This is a genomic window from Microbacterium sp. 4-7, assembly GCF_014332665.1.
Lineage (GTDB): Bacteria > Actinomycetota > Actinomycetes > Actinomycetales > Microbacteriaceae > Microbacterium.
In genome coordinates, this window is record NZ_MCRH01000006.1 from 274832 (window position 1) to 299058 (window position 24227).

General features: G+C 67.3%; 22 protein-coding genes. 18 read left to right on the forward strand and 4 right to left on the reverse strand.

Annotation, left to right across the window (positions count from 1 at the left end; genetic code table 11):
* Window positions 1-3: 3 nt before the first annotated feature.
* On the reverse strand, window positions 4-1050 hold the full coding sequence (locus tag BEP68_RS13745) for a hypothetical protein (protein WP_072591684.1): 1047 nt from the start codon (window positions 1048-1050) through the stop codon (window positions 4-6).
* A gap of 24 nt (window positions 1051-1074) precedes the next feature.
* Between BEP68_RS13745 and BEP68_RS13750 the strand changes: the two genes are divergently transcribed.
* Window positions 1075-2124 carry a polysaccharide pyruvyl transferase family protein gene (locus tag BEP68_RS13750; RefSeq protein ID WP_187250321.1) on the forward strand — a complete coding sequence of 350 codons (1050 nt, stop codon included), beginning with the start codon at window positions 1075-1077 and terminating at the stop codon, window positions 2122-2124.
* Between the two features lie 15 nt (window positions 2125-2139).
* On the opposite strand, the gene BEP68_RS13755 is transcribed toward BEP68_RS13750, so the two are convergent.
* Window positions 2140-4473, reverse strand: a complete 2334-nt coding sequence (locus BEP68_RS13755; protein WP_187250322.1) for a glycosyltransferase — start codon at window positions 4471-4473, stop codon at window positions 2140-2142.
* Between the two features lie 40 nt (window positions 4474-4513).
* On the opposite strand from BEP68_RS13755, the gene BEP68_RS13760 reads away from it, so the two are divergent.
* The 5 genes from BEP68_RS13760 (at window position 4514) to BEP68_RS13780 (ending at window position 10572) form a co-directional block, all read left to right on the forward strand.
* Window positions 4514-5680, forward strand: a complete 1167-nt coding sequence (locus BEP68_RS13760; RefSeq protein ID WP_187250323.1) for a nucleotide sugar dehydrogenase — start codon at window positions 4514-4516, stop codon at window positions 5678-5680.
* 104 nt (window positions 5681-5784) lie between these two features.
* Window positions 5785-6636 carry an ABC transporter permease gene (locus tag BEP68_RS13765; RefSeq protein ID WP_056279731.1) on the forward strand — a complete coding sequence of 284 codons (852 nt, stop codon included), beginning with the start codon at window positions 5785-5787 and terminating at the stop codon, window positions 6634-6636.
* Window positions 6629-8296, forward strand: a complete 1668-nt coding sequence (locus tag BEP68_RS13770; RefSeq protein WP_315985316.1) for an ABC transporter ATP-binding protein — start codon at window positions 6629-6631, stop codon at window positions 8294-8296. The genes BEP68_RS13765 and BEP68_RS13770 overlap by 8 nt, the downstream gene beginning before the upstream one ends.
* A 69-nt stretch (window positions 8297-8365) precedes the next feature.
* Window positions 8366-9469, forward strand: coding sequence for a polysaccharide pyruvyl transferase family protein (locus BEP68_RS13775; protein ID WP_187250325.1), 1104 nt, complete (start codon window positions 8366-8368; stop codon window positions 9467-9469).
* Complete coding sequence (locus BEP68_RS13780; RefSeq protein WP_187250326.1) at window positions 9466-10572, forward strand: glycosyltransferase; 1107 nt, start codon at window positions 9466-9468, stop codon at window positions 10570-10572. Before BEP68_RS13775 ends, BEP68_RS13780 begins: the two co-directional genes overlap by 4 nt.
* Here BEP68_RS13780 and BEP68_RS18395 read toward each other — a convergent pair whose 3' ends face one another.
* Together BEP68_RS18395 and BEP68_RS13790 are read right to left on the reverse strand one after the other, a co-directional pair.
* Window positions 10573-11538: a glycosyltransferase family 4 protein gene (locus BEP68_RS18395; RefSeq protein ID WP_187250327.1), complete on the reverse strand. Its 966-nt coding sequence runs from the start codon at window positions 11536-11538 to the stop codon at window positions 10573-10575.
* Window positions 11535-12662 carry a glycosyltransferase gene (locus tag BEP68_RS13790; RefSeq protein ID WP_056279740.1) on the reverse strand — a complete coding sequence of 376 codons (1128 nt, stop codon included), beginning with the start codon at window positions 12660-12662 and terminating at the stop codon, window positions 11535-11537. The genes BEP68_RS18395 and BEP68_RS13790 overlap by 4 nt, the downstream gene beginning before the upstream one ends.
* 164 nt (window positions 12663-12826) lie before the next feature.
* Here BEP68_RS13790 and BEP68_RS13795 point away from each other — a divergent pair, with 164 nt between their 5' ends.
* The 12 genes from BEP68_RS13795 to rpsS all read left to right on the forward strand — a co-directional run bounded on the left by BEP68_RS13795 (window position 12827) and on the right by rpsS (window position 24202).
* Window positions 12827-14905, forward strand: a complete 2079-nt coding sequence (locus BEP68_RS13795; RefSeq protein ID WP_187250328.1) for a glycosyl hydrolase — start codon at window positions 12827-12829, stop codon at window positions 14903-14905.
* Between the two features lie 73 nt (window positions 14906-14978).
* Window positions 14979-16715 (forward strand): DUF4012 domain-containing protein, encoded by a 1737-nt coding sequence (locus BEP68_RS13800; protein WP_056279744.1) that lies wholly within the window; start codon window positions 14979-14981, stop codon window positions 16713-16715.
* Window positions 16716-16795: 80 nt separating this feature from the next.
* Entirely contained in the window at window positions 16796-18307 is a 1512-nt protein-coding gene (locus BEP68_RS13805) for a sugar transferase (protein ID WP_315985317.1), read from the forward strand.
* 78 nt (window positions 18308-18385) lie between these two features.
* A complete protein-coding gene (locus BEP68_RS18260; protein WP_187250329.1) occupies window positions 18386-18895 on the forward strand; it encodes a hypothetical protein in 510 nt (169 codons plus the stop codon).
* A complete protein-coding gene (locus BEP68_RS13815; protein ID WP_187250330.1) occupies window positions 18895-19914 on the forward strand; it encodes a M23 family metallopeptidase in 1020 nt (339 codons plus the stop codon). The genes BEP68_RS18260 and BEP68_RS13815 overlap by 1 nt, the downstream gene beginning before the upstream one ends.
* A gap of 95 nt (window positions 19915-20009) precedes the next feature.
* Window positions 20010-20222, forward strand: coding sequence for a hypothetical protein (locus tag BEP68_RS13820; protein ID WP_053099214.1), 213 nt, complete (start codon window positions 20010-20012; stop codon window positions 20220-20222).
* A gap of 864 nt (window positions 20223-21086) precedes the next feature.
* The gene (gene rpsJ, locus BEP68_RS13825) at window positions 21087-21395 is read left to right on the forward strand and encodes a 30S ribosomal protein S10 (protein ID WP_017201594.1); all 309 of its coding nucleotides are present in this window, start codon (window positions 21087-21089) and stop codon (window positions 21393-21395) included.
* 8 nt (window positions 21396-21403) lie between these two features.
* Window positions 21404-22063: a 50S ribosomal protein L3 gene (rplC, locus tag BEP68_RS13830; RefSeq protein WP_053097486.1), complete on the forward strand. Its 660-nt coding sequence runs from the start codon at window positions 21404-21406 to the stop codon at window positions 22061-22063.
* A 2-nt stretch (window positions 22064-22065) separates the two neighbouring features.
* Window positions 22066-22728 (forward strand): 50S ribosomal protein L4, encoded by a 663-nt coding sequence (rplD, locus tag BEP68_RS13835; RefSeq protein ID WP_053097485.1) that lies wholly within the window; start codon window positions 22066-22068, stop codon window positions 22726-22728.
* Window positions 22725-23048, forward strand: a complete 324-nt coding sequence (gene rplW, locus BEP68_RS13840) for a 50S ribosomal protein L23 (protein ID WP_053097484.1) — start codon at window positions 22725-22727, stop codon at window positions 23046-23048. The genes rplD and rplW overlap by 4 nt, the downstream gene beginning before the upstream one ends.
* Before the next feature lie 20 nt (window positions 23049-23068).
* Window positions 23069-23908 (forward strand): 50S ribosomal protein L2, encoded by an 840-nt coding sequence (gene rplB, locus BEP68_RS13845; RefSeq protein ID WP_053097483.1) that lies wholly within the window; start codon window positions 23069-23071, stop codon window positions 23906-23908.
* 12 nt (window positions 23909-23920) lie between these two features.
* Complete coding sequence (rpsS, locus tag BEP68_RS13850; protein ID WP_017829205.1) at window positions 23921-24202, forward strand: 30S ribosomal protein S19; 282 nt, start codon at window positions 23921-23923, stop codon at window positions 24200-24202.
* The last annotated feature ends 25 nt before the right edge of the window (window positions 24203-24227 follow it).

Below are 24227 nucleotides of genomic sequence, written 5' to 3' on the forward strand. Positions count from 1 at the left end.
GCGTCAGCGCGCGGCCGCCGCGGCGCGATACACCGCGAAGTACTGCTCGCTGATCAGGTTGGGGTCGCGCGCATCGAGGCGGGGGCGACCGGTGGGCGGATCTGCTCGCAATGCGGCGAGCTCGTTCTCGAGTGTCTGGGCGGTCAGCGGACCGGCATGGCGCCGCACCCATGAAGGGCCGACCTCGTCAGCGAGCGCCCGCGTCTGCGGGCTGTCCTCGACGAGCACGGGCCGATCCAGCGACAGAGCGAGCATGAGGACGCTCTGGGACCTGTGGTTCGTCGGCGCTGTGATAAGCACGATCTCCGCCTGGCTGATCTCCGAGACGCATTCTGCATCGGAGAGGAGCTCGTCGCGCAGCGACACCGTGTCGGTGAGGTCGGCAAGCGTTCGCGCGTAGGAGTCCTCGAGGTCGATCGGCACCTTGCCTGCGAGGCGCAGCGTCCAGCCGGGCAGGTCAGCGACTCCGAAGACGCTCACGGCCGGTCGGGACGACGGATGCAGGGTGTTGACCGCCGTGATCAGCACGCGGCCCGCGACGGCCTCTTCCCGAGGGAAGCCGAGGAACCGGTTGCGAAGGTGGCTGTGGCCGATGACGACCGTTGCTCTGCCGTCCGCCGCCGTCACGGCATCGAGCGATGTCACGGTCGTCGCTGCCGCATCGACGATCGCCTCCGCTCGGGACCGCGACCGATCCGCCTCCGTCTCGCGCACGGTGCGCACGAGGGCGATGCCTCGGCGTCGGAGCATCTTCGTGAAGCGCTTCGCCCGCCGTGTGCGCTCTCGGTCGCGAGTGCGGGGGCCGCCGATGACCGTCGCGATGTCGGTCAGGTGGATCACATCCACGCCGTGCGCCCGAAACGGGTCGGTGCGGAACTCCAGCACGGCGCCGGTCGGAGCACGACCCTCCGAGTCGTCGCCGACGAGTTCATCGACGTAGTCGACGCGATGCCGCGGCGGGCGCGAGGTGACGAGCACCGTCGGAACGGAAGCCTCGGTCGCGCCCGGTTCAGTCGCTGCTCCGGTCCTGGGGAGGGGCACGGAGAACACAGAGCCACCATATAGTGGGGTGCAGTGATTGTGAAACCGACTCAGCATGTGTTCGCCCATCTCAGCGGGCAGGACGACAACCTCGGCGACTCCGCACTGCGACTCGCCTATCTCGAAGCCTTGAGAGGTGCGGGGCGGCACGTGCACGTCTATCTCGGTGAGGCGACGAGTGATTTCGCGGCCGGGTTCACACCGGCGTCAGACCTCACGTTCTATGACGCGAGAGGGGAGTGGGCCCAGGCCGAGGCCGCGGCCGCTCGTCCCGTGCACGCGTTCAACGCCGGGGAGATCAATCCGCGTACGGGGCACTTCCCGGTGCCACGCCGTGCGGCCGAATGCGCACGTGTGCTCGACGCGGGCGGGGCGCTGATCTTCGCCGGCATCGGCATCAAGAACGTCGACACGCTGCATGGCGTGGTGTTCGACCCGGTCATGCGCGACGCCTCGGTGATGTCGTGGCGCGATCGAGGTTCTCGTGACGGTGCGGGATTCGGCGATTTCGCGCCGGACTGGGCCTACTCGGAGGGGCGAGCGGTCGACGAGTGGGCTGCTGCCGGCGATCGACCGCTCATCGCGGTGACCATGCGCTTCGACCGGGCGTGGCCCGGTGAGCAGTGGCTCGCGGACGTCCGTGCGTTCGCGGCTGCGACTCAGACGCGGATCGTCACCGTCGCCCAGGTGGCGCGCGACGCGCCTCGAGCGGTTCGGCTCGCAGAGGCTCTCGGCGGTGAGTACGTGATGCCCTCGAGCATGCGGCACGACGTGCTCGACGACTACGTGCGCGCGGTGTACCGGCAGTCGCTCGCCGTCATCAGCGACCGGGCGCACGGCCTCATCATCGGTGCGACCGAGGGGGCATACCCGATAGGTTCGGGCAGCGACCCGCACAAGATCTCACGCCTTCTGACAGCCGTCGGACTCGGTGACCTCGTCGGTCGATACGAACAGCTCGGCGAATTCGCCGAGCAGTTCGAGTCGCACCTGCCGTCGCTCGCGCCGGCGGTCCACTCGGCCCGTGAAGACATCGTCCGCCTGACCGCGCGCATCCACGCGGCGATGGATGCCGTGGCATAACGCCGACTTCGAGAGTCAGCGCGCGCCGAGCCAGCCTTTCGCGCGGTGCGCGAGCGGCTGGAGTCCCGGGATCCGCCGCAGGGTCGCGCGGCCGAGTGGCGCCGCGGACTGCCAGGCGCGCTGGCCCCAGGTCGACGAATCGGCGGACGAGACGGAGCGGCCATCCGCGCGCTGGGCGAAGAACACCAGCAGACCGAGCAGGCGACCGGCATCGTCGAGCGTCGGCTCGGGCGAGTACATCGGCGACAGCTCGCCGGTGACCACTTCGCGATACAGCTGCGCGAAGTCCTGGTCGCGCGCCCGTCTCGCGGCATCCACCGACGCCAGAGACAGCTGACGATAGCCCTCCGGATCAGCGAGCGTCTCGGCGAGCCGGGCGGCGAGCCCCCGGGCGTCCCCCTGGGGCACGGCGACGACACCCTGGTTGTCCTGCACGAGCGTGAGCCAGGGGAGCTCGTACATGAAGACCGGGAGCCCTCGGGCCTGTGCTTCGGCGATCGTGAGCTGATACCCCTCGATGATGCTGGTCGAGACGAAGGCATCCGCGGAGTCGATGGCCGAGACCAGCGCAGCCCCTCGCAGAGGCCCGACGGCGACGACGGCATCTCCGACGCCGCGACGACGCGCGAGGGCGTTGAGCTTCTTCGCGGTGACGTCATCCCAGTCCGGGCCGACGATCCGCAGTGTGAAAGGCACGCCGAGGGCGCGCAGCTGCACTCCGACCTCGACGAGCTCCCGCACCTGCTTGGTCCGCTGCTCGAGTCGCCCCCACCACACCAGCTCGAGACGGTCGGACGGCGGCGTCTTCGCACCTGTGCGAGCCGCCGACTCGAGCATCAACGGCGAGGGCGGGTTCGGCAGGTACGCCACGTTCTCGATGCCGCGCAGGCGGAAGTAGGCGACGTCGAGCGGTGACAGCGTGATGAGCTGAGCGAGCGTCGGACTGCAGCGCTCGATCAGGGTGAGCCGATCGTTGCCGTCGTAGACCGGTCGAGCGACGAAGTTGTGCAGCCAGCCGATCGTCGCCGCGCCCTCGGCTCGTGCCACGAGCGCGAACTCGGGCCAGGTGTCGGTGTAGAGCAGTTGGTGGTCGATGACCACGTCGACCTCGTGGGCGCGACAGATCTCGGCCCACTGCGTGAGCTGGGCGGGCAGTCGACGTGAGGTCAGCTCGACGAACGGGATGCCGGCGGGAAGAACGGTCGCGTCGCTGCCGCCGTTGCGGGCGACGACGGTCACCCGGTAGCCCGCCTCATGCAGATAGCGTGCCTGCGAGGTGAGCACGGCCGACACGCCGCCGGTACGGAGGGTCGACGTGACGAGCAGGATGCTGCGTGCGGGCCGGTCAGGCAGCCCCTGCCACGTCGTGTGGAACCTGAGAGCCTTGAGAGTCGCCGGATAGAACCGCGCAGCGGCATGGATGATGTCCGGGCCGCTGACGACCGTGTGCAGATGTGCGAGAGCGCCGTCGAGCATGCCCTCGTCGCTGTGCTCGACCAGCTGGAAGCACACGTATCCGATGATCGAGAAGCGCACCGACGCGTAGGTGTCGCGGACGAGGGTCGGATCGGCATGTGCGGTTGCGAGTGCCTCGACAGCCGATCCGATCGCGTCGACCGAGCGGATCGCCCCCGTGTAGAACCGCGCCCGTTCGAGGGTGTCGACCCGGTGCCCGCTGCCACCGCGACCGAAGTGATAGCGGTACAGCTTGTCGGGGACCGCCGCGTAGCTCTCGGCGAGTATGGCCACGAGGAAGAGAAGCGGCAGGTCGTTTATGCGCGGGAGCACGAGGTCGTCGGGGACGAGGGAGTACGCCTCGCGCAGCACGCTCGTGCGGAAGAGGAATCGCCAGAGCTGACCCTGAGCAGGCTTTCCCACCGGGAAGAGGGCGCGCAGCACGTCATCGCCGGCGTGCGGATGCTGCGGCGGCTGCAGGCGCACCTCGTACGGGCTGCCGGTGCGGCCGTCGCGCTCGATCACCGTGACACCGAACCCGACGATGTCCGCGTCCGTCTCCTCGGCCTTCGCGACCGCGACCGCGGCGGCATCCGGGGTCAGCTCGTCGTCGCCGTCGAGGAACATCACGCGATCGGCGCTCGCCGCGAGGATCCCCGTGCGGCGAGCCTGGAAGGCCGACAGGTTGCGTTCGTGTCGCACGACGCGCACTCGCGGGTCCCGTCGGCGGAATCGCTCGAGCACGCCGGCAGTGCCGTCGGTCGAGGCGTCATCGACGCAGATGATCTCGATGTCGACGAGGCTCTGCGCGAGGGCGCTCTCGAGAGCCGTCGCGACAGTCGCGTCGTCACCCGAGACCGGTATGACGATGGAGAGCAGAGGGCGCGGTGTCATCGCGCACGAGTCTATCCGCGGGCCGGGATAGCCTGAGGGCATGAAGATCGCCATCGCCGGGACCGGATACGTCGGCCTGTCCAACGCCGTCATCCTCGCCCAGCACCACGAGGTGTTCGCCGTCGACATCGACCCTGCGAAGGTCGAGCTGCTCAGTCGCCGCGTCTCGCCCATCGCCGACGTCGAGCTCGAGGACTATCTCGCCACGCACGAGCTCGATCTCACGGCGACCGTCGACGCCGAGGAGGCCTACCGGGACGCCGACTTCGTCGTCGTGGCCACGCCGACGAACTACGACGAGGTGACCAACTACTTCGACACCTCGTCGGTCGAGAACGTCATCGACACCGTGCTCGCAGTGAACCCGGACGCCGCGATCGTGATCAAGTCGACGGTGCCGGTGGGATTCACCGCGCGCATGAACGCGGAGCATGGACAGGCGACGATCGTCTTCTCTCCGGAGTTCCTGCGAGAGGGACGCGCGCTGCACGACAACCTCTATCCGTCGCGCATCGTCGTCGGCGATCGCGGCCCCGTCGGCGAGGCATTCGCCGCTCTTCTGCTCGAAGGGGCGATCGCCACCGACGTGCCCGTGCTGCTCACCGAGTCGACCGAGGCCGAGGCGATCAAGCTCTTCGCCAACACCTACCTGGCATTGCGCGTGGCGTACTTCAACGAGCTCGACACCTACGCAGTGGTGCACGGGCTCGACACGAAGCAGATCATCGAGGGAGTGGGACTCGACCCGCGCATCGGGTCGCACTACAACAACCCATCCTTCGGCTACGGCGGATACTGCCTGCCGAAGGACACCAAGCAGCTGCTGGCGAACTACTCGAAGGTGCCGCAGAACCTCATCGCGGCGATCGTCGATGCCAACAGCACCCGCAAGGACTTCGTCGCCTCCGACATCCTCGCCCGAGAGCCCCGGACCGTGGGCGTCTATCGCCTCGTCATGAAGTCCGGGTCGGACAACTTCCGCGCGTCGTCGATCCAGGGCATCATGAAGCGCATCAAGGCGAAGGGCGTCGAAGTCGTCGTGTACGAGCCCTCGCTCGAGGAGGACGAGTTCTTCCACTCCGAGGTCGTTCGCGATCTCGACGAGTTCAAGTCCAGGGCCGATGTCATCATCGCCAACCGCTCGACGGATGCGCTCGACGACGTCGTCCATAAGATCTACACCCGCGACATCTATGGTCGCGACTGAGCCTGGGTCCAGACGACGGACTCACCCGGTGGGGTAGCATGATCCGATATGCCGGCTTCGTGCATGCGCATCGTGCGACGCGGTAGAGAGGTAGAGGATTCGGTATGGGAGCGACTGCTGTGCCCGCGACCTCCGGTCTGAGCGAAGTCGGGACGCGTCCTCGCTTCGGCGACTACCTCGCCGACACCTGGCAGCTTCGCACCTTCGCCCTGCGGCTGGCTGGCAGCCGTCTGATCGCGGGACTGCTGCCGAACCGTCTCGGTGTGCTGTGGGTGGTCCTCAAACCGCTCTCCCTCGCGATCGTCTACGGCACGATCTTCAACTTCATCCTCGCCGGCGCCGCGCGGCCGGCGAACTTCGTGCCGTACCTCATCGTCGGCGTGTTCGTCTTCGAGTTCTTCACCGGCTGCTTCGGCAGCGGATCCAAGGCGATCACGAGCAACTCCAAGCTCGTCCAGAGCTTCGGATTCCCGCGCATCCTCCTGCCGATCTCGGTGATCGCGGAGCAGGCGATGCGAATGGTGCCCGTCGTGCTGCTGCTCGGCATCCTGCTGCTCATCCTGGGCGAGCCGGTGGCGTGGTCGTGGCTCCTGATCATCCCGATCCTCGCGGTCATGGGCGTGTTCAATCTGGGCATCGCTCTCATCGTCGCGCGGATCTCGGTGCGCACGCGTGACATCCAGCAGCTCGTCCCGATCATCAACCGCGTGCTCTTCTACGCCAGCGGCATCTTCTTCAACATCGACGGCGCGCTCGGGGGGTACCCGGTGCTGCTCACGATCGCGCACCTTCTGCCGACGTATGAATTCATCGCCCTGGCCCGCGACGTGATGCTGGACGGCTATGCCGCGCCGCTCCTCGCATGGATCGCTGCGCCGATCTGGGCACTGGTGGCGATCGTCGGGGGGACGATCTTCTTCTGGCAGGGCGAGCCGAGGTATGGCCTCAGTGACTGATCTTCTGCTCCCGGACACGCGAGCGAACTCGCTCGACACCTCGCCACGGCCGATGATCGTGGCCGACAACGTGCACGTCAACTATCGCGTGTACGCATCCGGCAAGCGGATGACGACGCGCGAATCGCTGACGAGTCTGCGCTCCTTCCGAGGCGGTCGAGACCTCCACACGGTCCCGGCGCTGCGAGGAGTGAGCTTCACGGCGACGGAGGGCGAGTCGATCGGCGTCGTCGGCCACAACGGCTCGGGGAAGTCCACGCTGTTCCGGGCGATGACCGGACTCATCCCGCCTTCCGAGGGCGCGATCTACGCTCGTGACCGCCCCGTGCTCCTCGGTGTGAACGCTGCGCTCGTCCCGGAGCTCTCGGGCGAGAACAACATCAGGCTCGGACTGCTGGCGATGGGATTCAGCCCCGAGGAAGCGGCTGCGCGCGTCGACGAGATCGCCGACTTCGCGGAGCTCAACGACTTCATCTACCACCCGATGCGCACGTACTCGTCAGGCATGGGGGCGCGACTCAAGTTCGCGATCGCATCGGCGAAGGCGCATTCGATCCTCCTCATCGATGAGGCGCTGGCCGTGGGGGACAGGCGATTCCGCGCGAAGAGCGAGAAGCGCATCAACGAACTGCGTGACAGCGCCGGCCTCGTGATGATCGTCAGCCACTCGACCGGTTCGCTCAAGCAGACCTGCGAGAGAGTGCTCTGGGTGCACAAGGGCGAGCTCATCGCCGACGGACCCAGCGACGATGTCATCGCCGAGTATGTCGCCTGGACCAAGAACCCCGGGTCGAGTGCTGTCGGAGCCGCCTCCGCCGCGAAGCCGGCGACGAAGAACGCGCCGGTCGCCGTCGGGTTCGACGCAGGCGAGCATCTGCAGAGCGGTCGGTCCGGAGGCGGAACGCATGCCGCATCCGCACTCTCGTCCGGAGCTGAGGAGCCGCGCGCTCTCGCCCGTCGTGAGCGCCATCGTCGCGCCGAGAAGCGTACGAGAAAGCGCAGCGTGCTGCTGATGGTCCTCTCCGGAGTCGCGCTGCTGCTCGCGGTCGCAGCCGGAGCGATCATCGGCACCCTCAGCAGCGTCGCGGCGCCCGCTGACCCCGAGCCCTCGGTGCGTCCGACCCCCTCGGCCCCGGCCCCCGCCGCGGACCCCGTGATCAAGAGCTTCACCGCCAACACGGCGACGGTCGAATGCGCCTCAGAGGAAGCCGAAGCACAGGTGCTGCTGAGCTGGCAGATCGACGATGCCGAGAGCGTCGCGATCGCGGCAGGCGACGCTCAGGTCGATGCGCTCGAGTTCCCGATCGCAGCGGCGCTGCCGGCCAACCTCACCGATCGAGCGGTTCCCTTCGCGTGCGGCTCCGAGGCCACCGTGTACACCGTCACTGCGGAGAACGGCGACGGTGTGAGGGTCAGCGCTCCCGTCACCGTGACGCGCGCACTGCCTGTGGAGACCGAAGAGCCCGACAACCGGGACTCCCGGCCCGACCAGGAGCCGTCGCAGCCGATCGAGCCCGAGCCGGTTCCTCCGAGCGAACCCGCGCCGCCGGTGGAGCCGCAGCCGACCACTCCGCCGGTCGAGCCGACGCCCGAGCCGTCACTGCCGCCGGTCACCGAGCCTCCGGTCTTCGACCCAGGCACCGGAACGACCACCCCCTGAGCGCGGGGACCGCCGAGTTCCGCGGCATCCCTGACCGGCCCGAGCGCTGAGAGCGGCTAGATTTACCTCATGCGCCGTCTGGTTCCTCTCTCATCCAGAGCGCCCGGGCGAACCCGGACTTTCGTCTCGCTCACCGGCCCCGCCGGCAACATCGGAGATGCGCTGATCCGGCGTGAAACCCTCGGCTGGGCGCTGGGAACAAGCGATCAGCTGGTCGCTTACACGGGAGACGCACCCGATGTGTGGCTGAGGCAGCTGAACCTGCCGGCGGACGCCATCGTCCTGCGGTCGAAGAAGTCGGTTCCGCGCTGGCTCTGGCTTCTCCTCATCGCTCCGCGGCACCCCGTGCTGGTGTTCGAAGCGGGGGAGATCCCGCTCGACCGCGGCAACGGACTCAGAGAGCTGGTGTTCCTGGCCGAGACCCTCGTCGTCCGTCTCAAGGGCGGCGTCGTCGTCCGTCCGCCGCGGGGGATCCGCGCGCCGTCGTCGCCCGCTCTCGCCATCCATCGTGCGGCAGCCCGCCTGTCGCAGGTGACACTGTGGCGCGACGAGTCGACGCTGGCGATCGCGCGCTGCGGCGCACTCGCACCCGACATCGGATTCTCGGCCGGCGTACGGGACGGGCGCCCATGGAGCGAACGCTCCGAGCTGCTGGTGAGTCTCCGCGGCGCACGTCCTCTGCCGGACGCGGCGTGGCTGAGCGCGGTGCGTGAGGCCGCCGAGTCCGCTGGCCTCTCGATCCGAACCGTCGTCCAGGTGCGTGAGGACGAGAGCCGGGCGCGCGAGCTCGCGCAGCTGCTCGGCGGCGAGTTCGAGGCCTGGGGAGACACCGATCCCCTCGTACAGGAGGAGCGCCTTCGACAGCGCTATGACACCGCGCAGGTCGTGGTCAGCGACCGCATGCACGTTCTGGTGCTCGCCGCGCTGAGCGGGGCCATTCCGGTGGAGCTCGTGCCCAGTCCCACGCCGAAGATCACGAAGGCGTTCGCGGCGATCGGTCTGCACGGACTGTCCGTCGACGCCTCTGCGAGCGACCCGCCGCGCCTGCGGGAGGCACTCCGTCCGACGCCGGAACGAGCGGCAGAGGTCTGCGAGCGGGTGCGCATGGCAGCGTCGACTCTCGAGAGCGTTCAGCGGACGATCCGAGACGGCATCCGCAGGACGCGAGCATGACCGGCACCTCATCGCGCACCGGCACCCCGACCGGGCGGATCCTCTTCCTCTCGCACAGCCATCCGTTCGGGGTCTTCCGGGTCGGCAGCCACCACTACGCCCGAGTGCTGTCCGACCGCGGGGTCGATGTCGTCCACGTGAGCACTCCGATCTCCCTCGTGCATCGGCTGACCGGGCGGGTGAACCCATCGCGCCTCACCGGCATCCCTCGCGGAGCCGAGCGAGACCGGGACGGCGTGCTGCAGATCGTCCCGCGCACGGTCCTGCCGAGGCCTCTGGCGGTGCCGACCGTCGCTCGGATGCTGCAACGCGAGGGCATCGATGCGGCGTTCGATGCGGTGCTCATCGATCAGCCGCTGCTCTGGGACTCATCCGTACGGTCGCTCTCGAGCCGCGTGATCTATCGACCGACCGACCTCTACCCCGGCGGGGTGAAGCACGCCCTGCAGCGACGAATTCTCGACCACGCCGACGGTGTGATCGCCACCTCCGACGAAGTGCTGCGCGGGCTCGGCGACCTCCACGTGCCCTCGCTGATACTGGCCAACGGGGCGGAATCCGCTCGATTCGCGCCGCCGCGCCCTGATGCGGGTCCCCGCGGCGCCCGCTGCGTGTATGTCGGAGCGCTCGACGACCGATTCGATTGGGAGCGCATCGAGGGCTGGGCTCTGGCTCGGCCGGACGTCGAGTTCGTCATCGCGGGGCCCGATGCACGCCCGCCCCGAGCCCTGCCGGCGAATGTCGAGATCGTGGGGCCCGTTCCGTACGCCGACGTACCGAGCCTGCTGCACACGGCGCGCGTCGGTCTCCTCCCGCTCTCCGACAGCCCGCTCAACGCGGGGCGCAGCCCGATGAAGCTCTATGAGTACCTCGCAGCCGGGCTGGCAGTCCTGGCGCGCGAGACGCCCGGCATCGGCGCATCATCCGACCTCGGCATCGAGGTCTACACCGATGACGGAGACGCGGATGCTGCGCTCGAACGCGCGCTGGCGCACCCGTCGCCGAACCGTTCCGGTGGCGACCTCGCATCGTCCGCGTCGTGGGAGCGCAAGACGGACTCGCTCGAGCAGTTCCTCCGGACGGTTCCGAGTCGCAGCGTCTAGTCAGTCGAGCAGCCGGGTGATCGTCGCCGAGATGATCCCCGCGGTACGGTCCCAGTCATAGCCTTCGGGGGGATCGACCCGGCGTTCGGCGGACACGGCCTCCGTCAGGGCGCTGGCCCACTCGTGAGCGTCGTCGGCGGAGGCCACCGCACGACCGCGGTATCCCACGATCTCCGCGACTGCTTCGCATCCGGCCCAGTACACGACCGGCGTGCCGCAGCGGATCGATTCCAAGGCGGGCAGCCCGAACCCTTCGAGCGTCGAGGGCATCACGGTCGATGAGGCGCCGCGATAGAGGTCGGCGAGCTCCTCGTCACCGAGGTTGCTCACCCAGCGCACTCTGGCGTCGACGTGCCGTTGCGTCGCCCTGGCGGTCAGCTCCGCGACCTCGCGCTCAGGGACGACGGCCACGACGCGCACGTCGCGTGCGGCGCTCAGAGCGTCGAGGACCACATCGAGATTCTTGTGTGCGCGGCCGTTTCCGACGAACAGGATGTAGGGGTCGGACCGCTGCAGCGCGCCTTCTGGCGGACGGAAGGCCTCGGAGCATCCATTGCCCGCGTTGACGATCTCGACGTCGTCGTCGTTCACCCACGATCGAATGGCTCTGGCAGACGTCTCGGACACGGTGAGCACGATGCCGGCCCGGCGCACGACGGCACGTACCGGGCCTGAATAGTAGGCGGCGAACTTCCAGCGGTCGAGTCCCGGACTGCTCAGTTGGATGAGATCGTGCAGCGTGAGGAGCTGTCGTCTGCTGCGAAGGAGCGCGCCGTAGCCGGGGGAATAGACGAGAGCGTCGTGCGCCGCCGCCGGTCCCACCGAACGGAAGGCGTCGACCCCCGAGAACGGAGTGCCGCCCAGGCCAAGTGGTTCCCAGGGCAGGGTCAGCCGGGGGAGCACTTCCGAGGCGTATCGGCCGATGCCGTGCGTGCCGCGGTAGCGGTCGTCGACGAGGAGCGTCACGCGCTCCTCGTCTCAGGCAGGCGTGCGTCGTCGACCGATTCGGTCACCCATTCTCTGATGCGGTCGGCGAAGACCGCTTCCGAGAACCTCTGCGCCTGCGCACGACAGGCATCGGCTGACAGGCCGGCCACCACGTCGACCGCGCTGCGCAGCTCGTCGCGCGACCAGTGCTCGACGAACGCACCGGTGCTGCCCTCGACGATCGTCTCCGCGGTGCCGCCGACGGCCGCGGCGATCACCGGCTTGCCTGCCGCCATGGCCTCGACCGGGACGATGCCGAAGTCCTCCACCGCCGGGAACACGAGGGCGATGCACCTCTGCAGCAGAGCGCGATAGAGCTCCGCCCCCGGTGACGCGACGAAGAAGACACGACCGGGCGCGCGCTCCTCGGCGATCGAACGCAGGCGAGCCTCGTCCGATCCCGATCCTGCCAGCACGACGGGCACGTCGGCGGCGATCCCGGCCTCGATCACCAGATCCAGCCGCTTGTAGGGGATCAACCGTGAGAAGCCGAGAAGGAAAGTCTCAGGCAGCGCCGCGAGGACGCGCTCATCGCGTTCGTCCGGCGCGGGCGGACGGGTGAAGCCTGCTACGTCGACGGGCGGGTGGATCACCGTGCTCTCGCGATGCCATGCCTGGGCTATGCGCCTCTGCACGAACACGCTGTTGGCGGCGATCGCCACCGGTTCCTGAGCGCGCTTACGATCGACCCCCTTGAGCACTTTCGCCGCGGCTCGGGCAGCGAGCGTGTCGCCGCGCAGATCGAGCTCGGGGTTCCAGATGTATCGCGCCGGAGTGTGCGCGTACACGAGCTTCGGAGCATCGCGCGCAGAGCCCGCGAACCTCGCATGGTGCGCGAAGAGATGCGAACTCGTGAGGATCCAGTCGGCATCCACGCGAGGGAGGGCCCGCCAGGCGAGAGGCATCAGCGGGACGGCTGCGGCCTTGTGCCCGCGCAGCGGCGTGCGAGCGAGCCAGGTCTCGCCGTCGACGACGAATCGGCCGTCGCTCTCGTTCCACAGGCAATACCGTGCGGCGTCCGGGAACACCTCGTTCAGCGCCTCGAAGACGTTCTCGGAGCCGCCCCGCGGTGCGAGCCATTCGTGCACCAGCACGCCGCTCACAGCGCCGCCCTCTCCCCAGGGGGCGCGGGGGCGCGGAGTCTCGACGAAGCCTCGGCACGCATGCGTCGAGTCTAGGGAAGTTCCGCGCACACGGCCGCGACGGCTGTCAGGTTCGTTTCGACTCGACCCGATATGTTGGGAATCGGACACTTGGGGGGAAAGACATGATGGCTCTGCGCGCGAGGAAGAAGACGATCATCATCGCGAGCGCGGTCGCCGTGCTTCTGGTCGGAGGCGGTGCTGCCGCAGCGATGGTGATCGCGGGACAGCAGCCTCAGCCTCAGCCGCAATCAGAGGCATCGCCCGAGGCCTCTCCGACGCCGGTCGTGTCCGATCCGCCGGCCGAGGTACCCGTCACGAACGTCGCGCGGGCGTCGATCGACGGATGGACACTCGCGGACCGCACGGTCGTCGGCACGGTGCTTCCCGAAGTCGGTGACACCGCAGAGGGTGCTGTATCGCTGCGTGTGGATGCTCCGGCCGACGATGCCGACATCGTCGCCGCATCCGCTCCCGTCGCTCTCGCGCCCAGCACCGACTACACGCTCAGCGTCTCTGCGCGAGTCCTCGCCGAGGAGAAGGTCGAGAGCGGCGTCCGGCTGACCGCGGCTGGTCAGACCTTCACTCTTCCCGAGCTGGATGCGGAGTGGGAGACGATCGAGTTCCCGTTCACGACCGCCGCCGACCAGGCTGTCGCATCCACGTTCGACGTCGTGCTCTCGGGCGCTGTGCGCGGTTTCGGCATCGACGACGTGTCCATCGCGGCGGACGGCGGCGACAATCTCGTCCCGAACGGCTCGTTCGAGGCCGTGCAGACGTCGGCGGGCATCGTCAACGACTCCCTCGTGATGACCGACGAATCCGCTCTGCTCGCCGTCTCGCTCGCCGAGGGTGCCGTGCAGTGGAGCGCGACGTCGACGTCCGGCGGCGATCCGATCACCGGCGAGTCGAACTCGAGCGGACCGCTGTCCGCGCTGCCGCTGGCAGGCGTGCCGCAGGGGCACTACACCGTCGCGATCAGCGACGCCGCGGGCCTCCAGGTCCAGACGGACGTCGCCGTGATCGACGCCGACGGCTTCTCCGTGGCGCAGGACGGACGCTTCGGTGTCGGCGCGCACGTCGAGAAGGAGGCCTTCGTCGGCACCGGCTCGCTGGCGGCCGCCATCGGCTTCGCCGAGGTGCGCAACGACATCTCGTGGGAGCGCAACGAGAAGGTGGCCGGCCAGTACGCGTGGGACCAGAATTACGTACGCGAGTTCGAGCGCATGCACGCGAACGACGTGAAGCTGCTGGGCCTCGTCGTGTACGGCAACCGACTCTACGGCGCCAGGAAGGCGCCAGGCGACGAGGCCGCGATCCAGGCCTACGGCGCCTATGCGAAGGCCGTCGCTGACAGGTTCGACCTCGTCGGCCTCGAGGTGCTCAACGAGTTCAATCACCGAGAGAATGACACGGCCTGCGGTTCGGCGCCCGCGTGCTACGTCCCGATCGCGCAGTCCGTTCGCGACCACGTCAGCACCGCGTACCCCGACCTCCCGATCGTCACGGGATCCACGGCCCTCTACGACCGTGACTGGTTCGTCGGGTTCTGGCAGGCGGGTGGGATGGCCGTGACCGATGCTGCGAGCTATCACCCATACGAGTCGTGGATCAATCGCGACGCCGATCTGATCGCCGGCACCGTGCAGCAGTCGTATGCCGACATGCAGGAGGCGGCGGGGGAGACCCGGCCGGTGTGGGTCACCGAGATGGGCTTCCCGACGCACTACGACGGCGTCTCCGCGCTCGAGCAGGGACAGATGATGGTTCGCAATGAGGCGCTGGCCTTCGCGAACGGGGTCGAGAAGTACTTCTGGTACGACCTGGTCAACGACACGCCCGATCCCGCGGCAGGCGAGGCGAACTTCGGACTCTACGAGCACGCACCGCGCGCGAACGTGGTGGCGTTGGCGCCGAAGCCGGGTGCTTTCGCCCAGGCGCTGATGATCACGCAGCTTCGCGACAAGGCATTCACCACCGACGAATCCGACGATACGAGCACGGTCCAGGTCTTCGGAGCCGGAGATGACGAGACCCGAATCGCCTGGGCGGCGCAGGGCGAGGTCCAGCGCACCTTCGCATCGGATGCGCCACTGACCGTCACGGACATGTCAGGCCTCTCGCAGTCGTTCGAGCCCGAGGACGGCGAAGTCACGCTGACTCTCGGCCCGTCTCCGGTGTTCATCACCTCCGCGGTGGAGTGAGGCAGTCGACGGCGGCCTCAGGGGCCGCAGGTACAATTCCCCAGATCAATCCAGCACGAGAGGCAAGTCCTTCATGAGCGCAGACCGTCAGGATGCGAAGGTCATCGACAACCCGAGCTCGGGCCGCCAGCGGCGCCGACGGCGGATCTGGGCGATCGTCATCGTGGTCATCATCGCGTTCCTCATCGCGGTGTGCTGGGTGGGCCTGCGAGCCATCACGGTGAAGGACGGCCTCGTCGAGAGCCAGGCGCTCATCGCTGAGATCCAGGACGGCGGTGACGTCGATGCGGTGCTTCCCGACCTGTCCGAAAGTGCCGCCAGTGCCGGAGCAGCGGCCTCCGATCCGGTGTGGTGGGTCATGGAGTGGATCCCCGTCCTGGGCGACAACCTCAAGGGTGTGCGTCTCTCGGCACAGTCGCTCGACACGCTCGTCAATGACGTCGCGCTGCCCGTGATGGGTGACGAGGACTCGACCGGCTCGATCACCGAGCGGCTTCTCGCCGCCACCGACGACCAGGCGAAGAACATCACTGAGCTCGCCGATGGGCTGGATTCCGTCTCGAAGTCGCCGTTCCTCGTCTCCGTCGTGCGTGACGGCGTCGACAAGGTCGACGAGGTCATGGGGTCCGCGGCGCCGATGATCGCCGCTCTCCCGACGCTGCTCGGAGGGGACGGGGAGCGCAACTACCTGCTCGTCTTCCAGAACAATGCGGAGACCCTCGCCCTCGGAGGCAGCGCGGCGGCCCAGACCCTCGTGCGCGTCGATGCCGGCTCGATCGCCATCGGGGGACAAGGCGACAGCGGCAACTATCAGAACGGCGTCGCCGTCGACGTCGATGTCCCGCAGAGCGCCATCGATCTGTACACGAGCTACCTGGTCGATCACATCAACACGAGCATGAGTCGCCCCGACTTCCCGACGGCGGCGAAGATCATGCGCGCATGGTGGCAGCGGGACATCGCCGACGATGAGATCGCCGGCGTCATCTCGATCGACCCCCTCGCCCTGTCTCGGATCCTAAAGGCGACCGGCCCCATCGAGCTGTCCTCCGGCGAGATGCTCTCGGAGGACAACGCCGTCTCTCTGCTTCTCAGCGAGGTCTACGGCCGCTGGGATTCGTACAAGGAGCCCGACCTCGTCGACGGGTTCTTCGCCGATACGGCGGCCGCTGTCTTCGAAGCGATCGCCGCCGGCGACTTCGATCTCAAGGACATGATGTGGGCGATCACGGAAAGTGCGTCACAGGGCAGCGTGCTGGTCTGGAGCGATGACTCGCAGGTCGCCGAGGCGATCGAAGGCGCCAGGATCAGTGGTGTGCTCCCCACCGTGAACTCCGACACGACGACCATGGGCATCTACTTCAACAACACCAACGGCTCGAAGATCGACTACTTCACCGAGACGGCGACGAGCGCCACGGCCACCTGCGAGGCCGACACCGCCACCTTCACCGCGACTGCGTCGCTCGGTCTACCACTCACGCAGCGCCAGGCCGAGGCTCTGCCGCGGTACGTGCAGAGTATGACCTTCGGCGCCCGCTTCCGAGACACGATCTATGTCTACGGGCCTCCGGGGACTACTCTCAGCGACGCGACGTTCAACGGCGACGAGGTATCGATCGCCCACCGCGACATCGACGATCTCGGACGCCCCGTCGTCGCATTCGAAGCGTGGTTCGATCCGGGAGACTCGGTCGACGTGACGGCCACATTCGTCGGACCGAGCGGTGATTACGGCCCGCTCGCGGTGCGGACGAACCCGATGGTCAACGGCACGAAGCCCGTGGTCACCGACGACTGCGCAGGCTGACGTGCTCGGAGGCCCCGGATTCCGGGGCTTCCGAGACCGATATACTTGCTCCCGTTCTGGCGTCAGCACAGTCAAGGGGGGTGAGAGTCGTCGTCGTTCAGCTCGAGCACGGTGGCTCCGGCTCGTCACGCGAGCCGTCGGAGACGACTCCGGTGCGCGCGAAGAAGGCGCGGCGGGTCGCCTGGACTCGGCTCTACGCGAGCCGTCTCTTCTACAACGACGTGATCGTGGTCCTGGTCACGCTGGTCGTATCCTCGATAGTCGTCCTTCCCGGGCTGCTCACCGGTGTGTCCTGGCCCGGCGGTCCTCGCGTCTCGTATCTCGTGGTGCTGGGCGCGATCGGATTCCTCTGGCTGGTCGCGCTCGACGTCACGGATTCGCGCGACCGCCACACGGTCGGGCACGGGGCTGACGAATACCGTCGCATCGTGAACGCCTCGGTCGCGGTGTTCGCCGTCACCGTCGCGATCGCGTTCTTCCTCGGGATGGAGCTGTCGAGGGCGCTCGTCGCGGTCGTCTTCCCGCTCGGCCTGGTGCTTCTCCTCATGTCGCGATGGATGTGTCGCCAATGGTTGAGGGGGCGGCAGAAGACCGGCCAGTATCTGCACAGGGCGGTGGTCATCGGCGAGCCGTCGAAGGTCGCCCTCGTCGCGCGCGAGATCCGGCGGGCGAAGAGCAGCGGGTACGAGATCGTCGGCGTGATCACCGAGAACACGTCGGCGGCAGACATCTCGGGCTTCGAGGTGCTGGGGGACATCGCGAACGTCGAGAAGGTGCTCGACGAGGTGCGCTTCGACGCGCTGATCATCGTCGGCTCCGACGACCTCGATCCGCTGACGATGCGTCGGCTGGGCTACTCGGTGTCCGACCGGGACATCCAGCTCATCATGGCTCCGGTGCTGACCGACATCGCCGGACCCCGCATGCACGCGACGCCGGTTGCCGGCCTGCCTCTCGTGCACGTCGACTTCCCTCGGATGGAGGGCTCCAAGCGGTTCCTCAAGCGCGCGTTCGACATCGTCGGATCCTCGTTGCTGCTGGTCCTCCTCTCGCCGGTCTTCCTCGTCGCGGCCATCGCGATCCGCATCGAAGGCCCGGGAAGCATCTTCTATCACCAGGAGCGCATCGGTCGGGGTGGGAAGACCTTCGGCATGCGCAAGTTCCGATCGATGGTCGCCGACGCCGACGATCAGTTGGCGACGCTGCTCGATCTTCAGGGCGACGGTGGAACGCCGCTGTTCAAGATCAACGACGATCCCCGGATCACCAGAGTGGGACGCTTCTTCCGCAAGCACTCGATCGACGAGCTGCCGCAGCTGATCGACGTGTTCCTCGGGGACATGAGCCTCGTGGGGCCTCGCCCGCAGCGCGCTTCCGAGGTCGCGCTGTACGACGACTTCGCCCATCGTCGCCTGTTGGTGAAGCCCGGTATGAGCGGACTGTGGCAGGTGAGCGGACGCTCGTCGCTCTCGTGGGAGGAGACGATCCGACTCGACCTGTACTACGTCGAGAACTGGTCGCTCATCCAGGATCTCATCATTCTCTTCCGCACCATCCGTGCCGTGGTAGCCCCCGGTGCGAGTGCGCACTGACGTCCGTACGACGACATTCGCGGCGACTGTCCGCGTCGTATCCAGGGCTGCGCGGCGTCGCTCGGTACATTCAGAATCATGAGATCCCCCCTTGCCCGGCATGTAGCCGCGAGTGCTCTGGCTGTCGTCGTCCTGATCGGTGGCGTCTCGGGCTGTGCCTCGCTGCCGGGCGCGTCGAGCCCCGTGCCCACATCGAGCGCAGAGCCCGCGCCGTCGGCGACCGAAACCGGGTCGGAGACACCGACCCCGACGTCGACACCGACTCCGACGCCGACGTCATCGGCGGAGTTCGGCGAGTTCTCCGGTGAGGAGCTGGCGCAGATCTGTGTCGACGCGACCCTCTCGGCATTCCCTGCCGACGTCGTCTTCTCCGCCGAGAAGACACGCATCGAGCACCGGCTGGTGTCTCCGGAATGGCTCGTCCTGGTCCCCGCACAGGCCTCGGGCCTCGAGGCTCAGGCTCAATGCACGATCGGGGGATCGGCCTCCGCGCCTCAGCTCGGCATGTCCTCGGCATCTCTCGAGCCCCTGCCCGAGGAACAGATCCAGAACCTCATCCGCGGCGAGAACGAAGGCGGCGATCGCTAGTGTGCGACGCGGGGGACTCCGAGCCCTCGTCGACCGACGCGACGCAGTCGTTCGTCTCTCGCAGGGGAGTGCTTCTCGGCACCGGTTTCGTGCTCGGCGCGGCCGCGGTGGGGTGGGAGTTCTTCTCTCCGACCCTTCGTGCGAGCGCCGAGGGAACGTACCTGCGACCGTGCGGGATCGTGCCGATCTCGAGCTCGTGGATGGGGCACAAGAATCGGAATCCGCCGTCGGGCGAGCCGGGCACCGACTACGCGGTCGTCCGGGGCACGCCGATCCGCGCGGCCACCAGTGGGGTCATCGTCGATCGCAAGGACTCCACGACGACGGCGACCGGGCGCTACCTGGCGTTGCGGACGGACGACGGCAACTACATCCGCTACCTGCACCTGCAGTCGAGCACGGTGCCGCTGGGTGCACGCGTCTCGCGCGGACAGCTGATCGCCTATTCGGGTGCGTCCGGTTTCGGAAGCGAGACGGGCTACGGCCCACACGTCCATGTGTCCCTCTGGATCGGCGGAACACCGCTCCAGCTCGGGTTCACCAACTCGGTCGACTTCGAGAACTACGTCGAAGGCGGTCCCATCAAGCCACCATCGGAGGACCCCGTGCCCATCCATCAGTCGAGCACTTACCAGTGGAACGCCGTCGTGCCGAGGGGGATCTGGACCAGGATCCCGGTGGCCGCAGATCTGTACTGGCTGGCGCACAGCAGTGCGACGGTCAAAGAGACCGGTGACGTCGCGATCTACCTGACGACGGCCAAGGTGACGAAGGGCTTCCAACTGCGCATCGTCGCCGAGACTCTGAATTCCAGCGGAGCCCCGATCGCCAGCGCGCCGCAGCCGCCGTTCGAAGTCCCGGTCACCAGAGCGGAGGCCCCCAACTCGCCGACTTACGGACAGTATTCGCTGCCGTACTTCCTCTCCGGTCCGGTGCGCCTCTTCGCTGAGATCCGCGCGCTGAACACCGGGATCATCGTGCAGGAAGTGACCGTCAAGAAGAACTACTGGTTGTCCTAGACCGGCCCGGATGCGTCTTCCGCCGACCACCCGTTGCGTGCAGAATGAACGTGCGTCGGGGATCCGTCGCACTGATCGCACACAAGGGGGCCCGCATGGGTATCGATGAGACTGTCAACAAGGGCAAGGATCTGTACGAGCAGAACAAGGACAAGATCGCCGAGGCAGTGAAGAGCGAGCAGGCGGAAGACATCAGCGACAAGGTGCTCGACGGCGTCGCCGACTTCGCCAAGAAGATCGCACCGGGTGCCGCTGACAAGATCGACGAGATCCGCGACAGCGCCGACAAGGCCGTCGGCAACGAGTGAGACCACGCGTCTGAGACGCAGAGCGGCGATTCCCCCCACGGGGGAGTCGCCGCTCCTCTGCGTGCGGCACCAAGTATTCGGCCCGCCGGTATCGCGTTTCACGTCCGGGTCCCCTTAGAATGGATGACGATCGCCTGGGGAACTTGCGATCAGGGATGTCGAAGGGGTTCGACTTCCCGAATTCACGCGGTTCGCCGCGTCAAACTGGGGATAACGATTTTGGGGATCATCGTGCGACGCGCGCACTCTGTGCGCTCAGACGTCTTCCCGCCCGCGCGGCGGTCTCTTCGCCGCGCCCTCGGTCGAGGAACCCGGCGTCCCTTCACGCCGGAGTCCTCGCGTTCGGTGTGCCCCCTCGCACTGAACGCCCTCCCCAAGCGGGGCGAGGCATGGGGATGCCTCGCCCCGCTCTCCTCAGCGCGCTGAGGGGTCGTCGGCGGCGTCGATCAGAGGCGCCGATCCGACGGCTGGGGTGCGCACTCAGGGGATGCTCAGCGACTGCGACACGCCCGGGTTTGCGCAAGTGAAATCGGCCGTGGCAGAATAGACAGGTTCGACATTCCGGCGCGCTCAGCGTCAGCCGGATCACCATCACGACAGTGCATAGGCGGCGCAGACGCGCAGGGACCTAGGCCGCGGGTGGCAGAACGATCCCGACATCTTCATCACGAGGGCTTCGCCGTGCGCGGCGGAGGTCGGACATCCGCTCGCCGAGGCGTGCGGGATGACAGCAGAACAGTGGTGCAGCAGATCGACTCGCGAGAGCCGTTCGAGTGCCGAGGCGCGAACAGCGCCGACGTGCGTCCAATGCCCCTGGGTCACCCGGCCCAGGTCGGTAAGACGCTTAAAGAGAGAGAGCAGACAATGGCGGGACAGAAGATCCGCATTCGCCTGAAGTCGTATGACCACGAGGTCATCGACACGTCCGCACGCAAGATCGTCGACACCGTGACCCGTGCGGGCGCAACAGTCGTCGGCCCCGTGCCCCTTCCGACCGAGAAGAACGTCGTGTGCGTCATCCGGTCGCCCCACAAGTACAAGGACAGCCGCGAGCACTTCGAGATGCGCACCCACAAGCGTCTGATCGACATCGTCGACCCGACGCCGAAGGCTGTCGACTCGCTGATGCGTCTCGACCTGCCTGCCGATGTCAACATCGAGATCAAGCTCTGAGGTCGGACATGGTTGACATCAACTCCAAGATTTCCAAGGGCATGCTCGGCACCAAGCTCGGCATGACCCAGGTGTGGAACGAGAACGGCAAGCTCGTTCCCGTCACCGTCATCGAGCTCGCCTCGAACGTGGTCACGCAGATCCGTACCCCCGAGAAGGACGGCTACAACGCCGTGCAGATCGCGTACGGTCAGATCGACCCGCGCAAGGTGAACAAGCCGCTGACCGCTCACTTCGAGGCCGCCGGCGTCACGCCGCGTCGTCACGTCACCGAGATCCGCACCGCGGATGCCGCTGACTACTCGCTGGGCCAGGAGCTCACGGTCGACGGCACCTTCGAAGCCGGCCAGCTCGTCGACGTCGTCGGCACGAGCAAGGGCAAGGGCTTCGCCGGTGTCATGAAGCGTCACAACTTCAAGGGCGTCTCGGCTTCGCACGGTTCGCACCGCAACCACCGCAAGCCCGGCTCCATCGGCGCATCGTCGACCCCGAGCCGCGTCTTCAAGGGCATGCGCATGGCCGGCCGTATGGGTGGCGAGCGCGTGACCGTCCTCAACCTCACGGTGCACGCCGTCGACATCGAGAAGGGTCTGCTGCTCGTCAAGGGCGCCGTCCCCGGTGCTCGTGGTCGCATCGTCTACGTCCGCAACGCAGTGAAGGGTGCCTGATCATGGCTGACTCCACTCTCGCGCTTGACGTCCTCAAGGCAGACGGCAAGAAGGCTGGCTCGATCGAGCTTCCCGCCGAACTGTTCGACGCCAAGACGAACATCCCGCTCATCCACCAGGTCGTCGTCGCGCAGCTCGCGGCGGCTCGCCAGGGAACCCACTCGACCAAGCGTCGCGGTGAGGTCTCGGGTGCAGGCCGCAAGCCCTTCAAGCAGAAGGGCACGGGTAACGCCCGTCAGGGCTCGATCCGCGCGCCGCACATGACCGGTGGTGGAATCGTGCACGGCCCCAAGCCGCGCGACTACTCGCAGCGCACCCCCAAGAAGATGATCGCCGCAGCCCTCCGTGGTGCACTCAGCGATCGCTTCCGCGGGGACCGTCTGCACGTGATCGACACGTTCGGCACCGATGGCGCCCCCTCGACGAAGGCAGCCGTGAGCTTCCTCTCGCAGGTCGCCACGTCGAAGAACGTCCTGGTCGTCATCGTGCGCAACGACGAGCTCGCGCTCAAGAGCATCCGCAACCTCAGCAACGTTCACGTTCTGACGTTCGACCAGCTCAACGCCTACGACGTTCTCGTCTCCGACGACATCGTCTTCACCCAGGCCGCGATCGAGGGCTTCATCGCCTCGAAGTCCGGCGCCAACCAGGAGGTCTCCGCATGAGCGAGCAGGCATCTGTTCTCCAGACGGCCCTGAACAAGGACCCGCGCGACGTCATCCTGAAGCCGGTCGTGTCCGAGAAGAGCTACGGTCTCATCGACGAGGGTAAGTACACCTTCCTCGTGGACCCGCGCGCTTCGAAGACCGAGATCAAGCTCGCCATCGAGAAGATCTTCGGCGTCAAGGTCGCAGGGGTCAACACCCTCAACCGCGTCGGCAAGGCTCGTCGCACCCGCTTCGGCACCGGCAAGCGCAAGGACACCAAGCGCGCCATCGTGACCCTGAAGTCGGGCACCATCGACATCTTCACGGCAATCGGCTGATCCGGGGGATAAGGACAATAATGGCTATTCGCAAGTACAAGCCCACGACCCCGGGCCGTCGCGGCTCGTCGGTGGCTGACTTCGCCGAGATCACCCGATCGACGCCGGAGAAGTCGCTGCTGCGCCCGCTCTCGAAGACCGGTGGTCGCAACAACCAGGGCCGCATCACGACCCGTCACATCGGTGGTGGCCACAAGCGCCAGTACCGTGTCATCGACTTCCGTCGCAATGACAAGGACGGCGTCGACGCCCGCGTCGCTCACATCGAGTACGACCCCAACCGCACGGCACGCATCGCGCTGCTGCACTACTTCGACGGCGAGAAGCGCTACATCCTCGCGCCGGCGAAGCTGAAGCAGGGCGACGTCGTCGAGTCGGGTGCTGGTGCCGACATCAAGCCGGGCAACAACCTCCCGCTGAAGAACATCCCGACGGGTACCGTCATCCACGCGATCGAGCTCCGTCCCGGTGGCGGCGCGAAGATGGCACGTTCGGCCGGTGCATCCGTCCGTCTCGTGGCCAAGGATGGCAACTTCGCCCAGCTGCGTCTGCCCTCGGGCGAGATCCGCAACGTCGATGCGCGCTGCCGCGCGACCATCGGCGAGGTCGGCAACGCCGAGCAGTCGAACATCAACTGGGGCAAGGCCGGCCGCATGCGCTGGAAGGGCGTCCGCCCGACCGTCCGTGGTGTCGCGATGAACCCGGTCGACCACCCGCACGGTGGTGGTGAGGGCAAGACGTCCGGTGGACGTCACCCCGTCTCCCCGTGGGGCCAGGCTGAGGGTCGCACCCGTCACGCCAACAAGGAAAGCGACAAGTACATCGTGCGTCGTCGTAACGCCGGCAAGAAGCGTAAGTAGGAGTAAGAGAAGATGCCTCGCAGTCTTAAGAAGGGCCCCTTCGTCGACGATCACCTGCTTCGCAAGGTGGTCGTGCAGAACGAAGCCGGCACCAAGAACGTCATCAAGACCTGGTCTCGCCGGTCCATGATCATCCCGGCCATGCTGGGTCACACGATCGCGGTCCACGACGGTCGCAAGCACATCCCCGTGTTTGTGTCCGAGACCATGGTCGGCCACAAACTGGGCGAGTTCGCGCCCACCCGCACCTTCCGCGGCCACGAGAAGGACGACAAGAAGGGCCGCCGCCGCTGACGCGGTGGCGATAGAGGAGAGAGAA

Coding starts and splice junctions, on each gene's coding strand:
- BEP68_RS13755 (WP_187250322.1), bottom strand. CDS start 4,473: ATGACACCGCGCCCTCTGCTCTCCATCGTCATACCGGTCTCGGGTGAC.
- BEP68_RS13760 (WP_187250323.1), top strand. CDS start 4,514: ATGAAGATCGCCATCGCCGGGACCGGATACGTCGGCCTGTCCAACGCC.
- BEP68_RS13765 (WP_056279731.1), top strand. CDS start 5,785: ATGGGAGCGACTGCTGTGCCCGCGACCTCCGGTCTGAGCGAAGTCGGG.
- BEP68_RS13775 (WP_187250325.1), top strand. CDS start 8,366: ATGCGCCGTCTGGTTCCTCTCTCATCCAGAGCGCCCGGGCGAACCCGG.
- BEP68_RS13780 (WP_187250326.1), top strand. CDS start 9,466: ATGACCGGCACCTCATCGCGCACCGGCACCCCGACCGGGCGGATCCTC.
- BEP68_RS13795 (WP_187250328.1), top strand. CDS start 12,827: ATGATGGCTCTGCGCGCGAGGAAGAAGACGATCATCATCGCGAGCGCG.
- BEP68_RS13800 (WP_056279744.1), top strand. CDS start 14,979: ATGAGCGCAGACCGTCAGGATGCGAAGGTCATCGACAACCCGAGCTCG.
- BEP68_RS18260 (WP_187250329.1), top strand. CDS start 18,386: ATGAGATCCCCCCTTGCCCGGCATGTAGCCGCGAGTGCTCTGGCTGTC.
- BEP68_RS13820 (WP_053099214.1), top strand. CDS start 20,010: ATGGGTATCGATGAGACTGTCAACAAGGGCAAGGATCTGTACGAGCAG.
- rpsJ (WP_017201594.1), top strand. CDS start 21,087: ATGGCGGGACAGAAGATCCGCATTCGCCTGAAGTCGTATGACCACGAG.
- rplC (WP_053097486.1), top strand. CDS start 21,404: ATGGTTGACATCAACTCCAAGATTTCCAAGGGCATGCTCGGCACCAAG.
- rplD (WP_053097485.1), top strand. CDS start 22,066: ATGGCTGACTCCACTCTCGCGCTTGACGTCCTCAAGGCAGACGGCAAG.
- rplW (WP_053097484.1), top strand. CDS start 22,725: ATGAGCGAGCAGGCATCTGTTCTCCAGACGGCCCTGAACAAGGACCCG.
- rplB (WP_053097483.1), top strand. CDS start 23,069: ATGGCTATTCGCAAGTACAAGCCCACGACCCCGGGCCGTCGCGGCTCG.
- rpsS (WP_017829205.1), top strand. CDS start 23,921: ATGCCTCGCAGTCTTAAGAAGGGCCCCTTCGTCGACGATCACCTGCTT.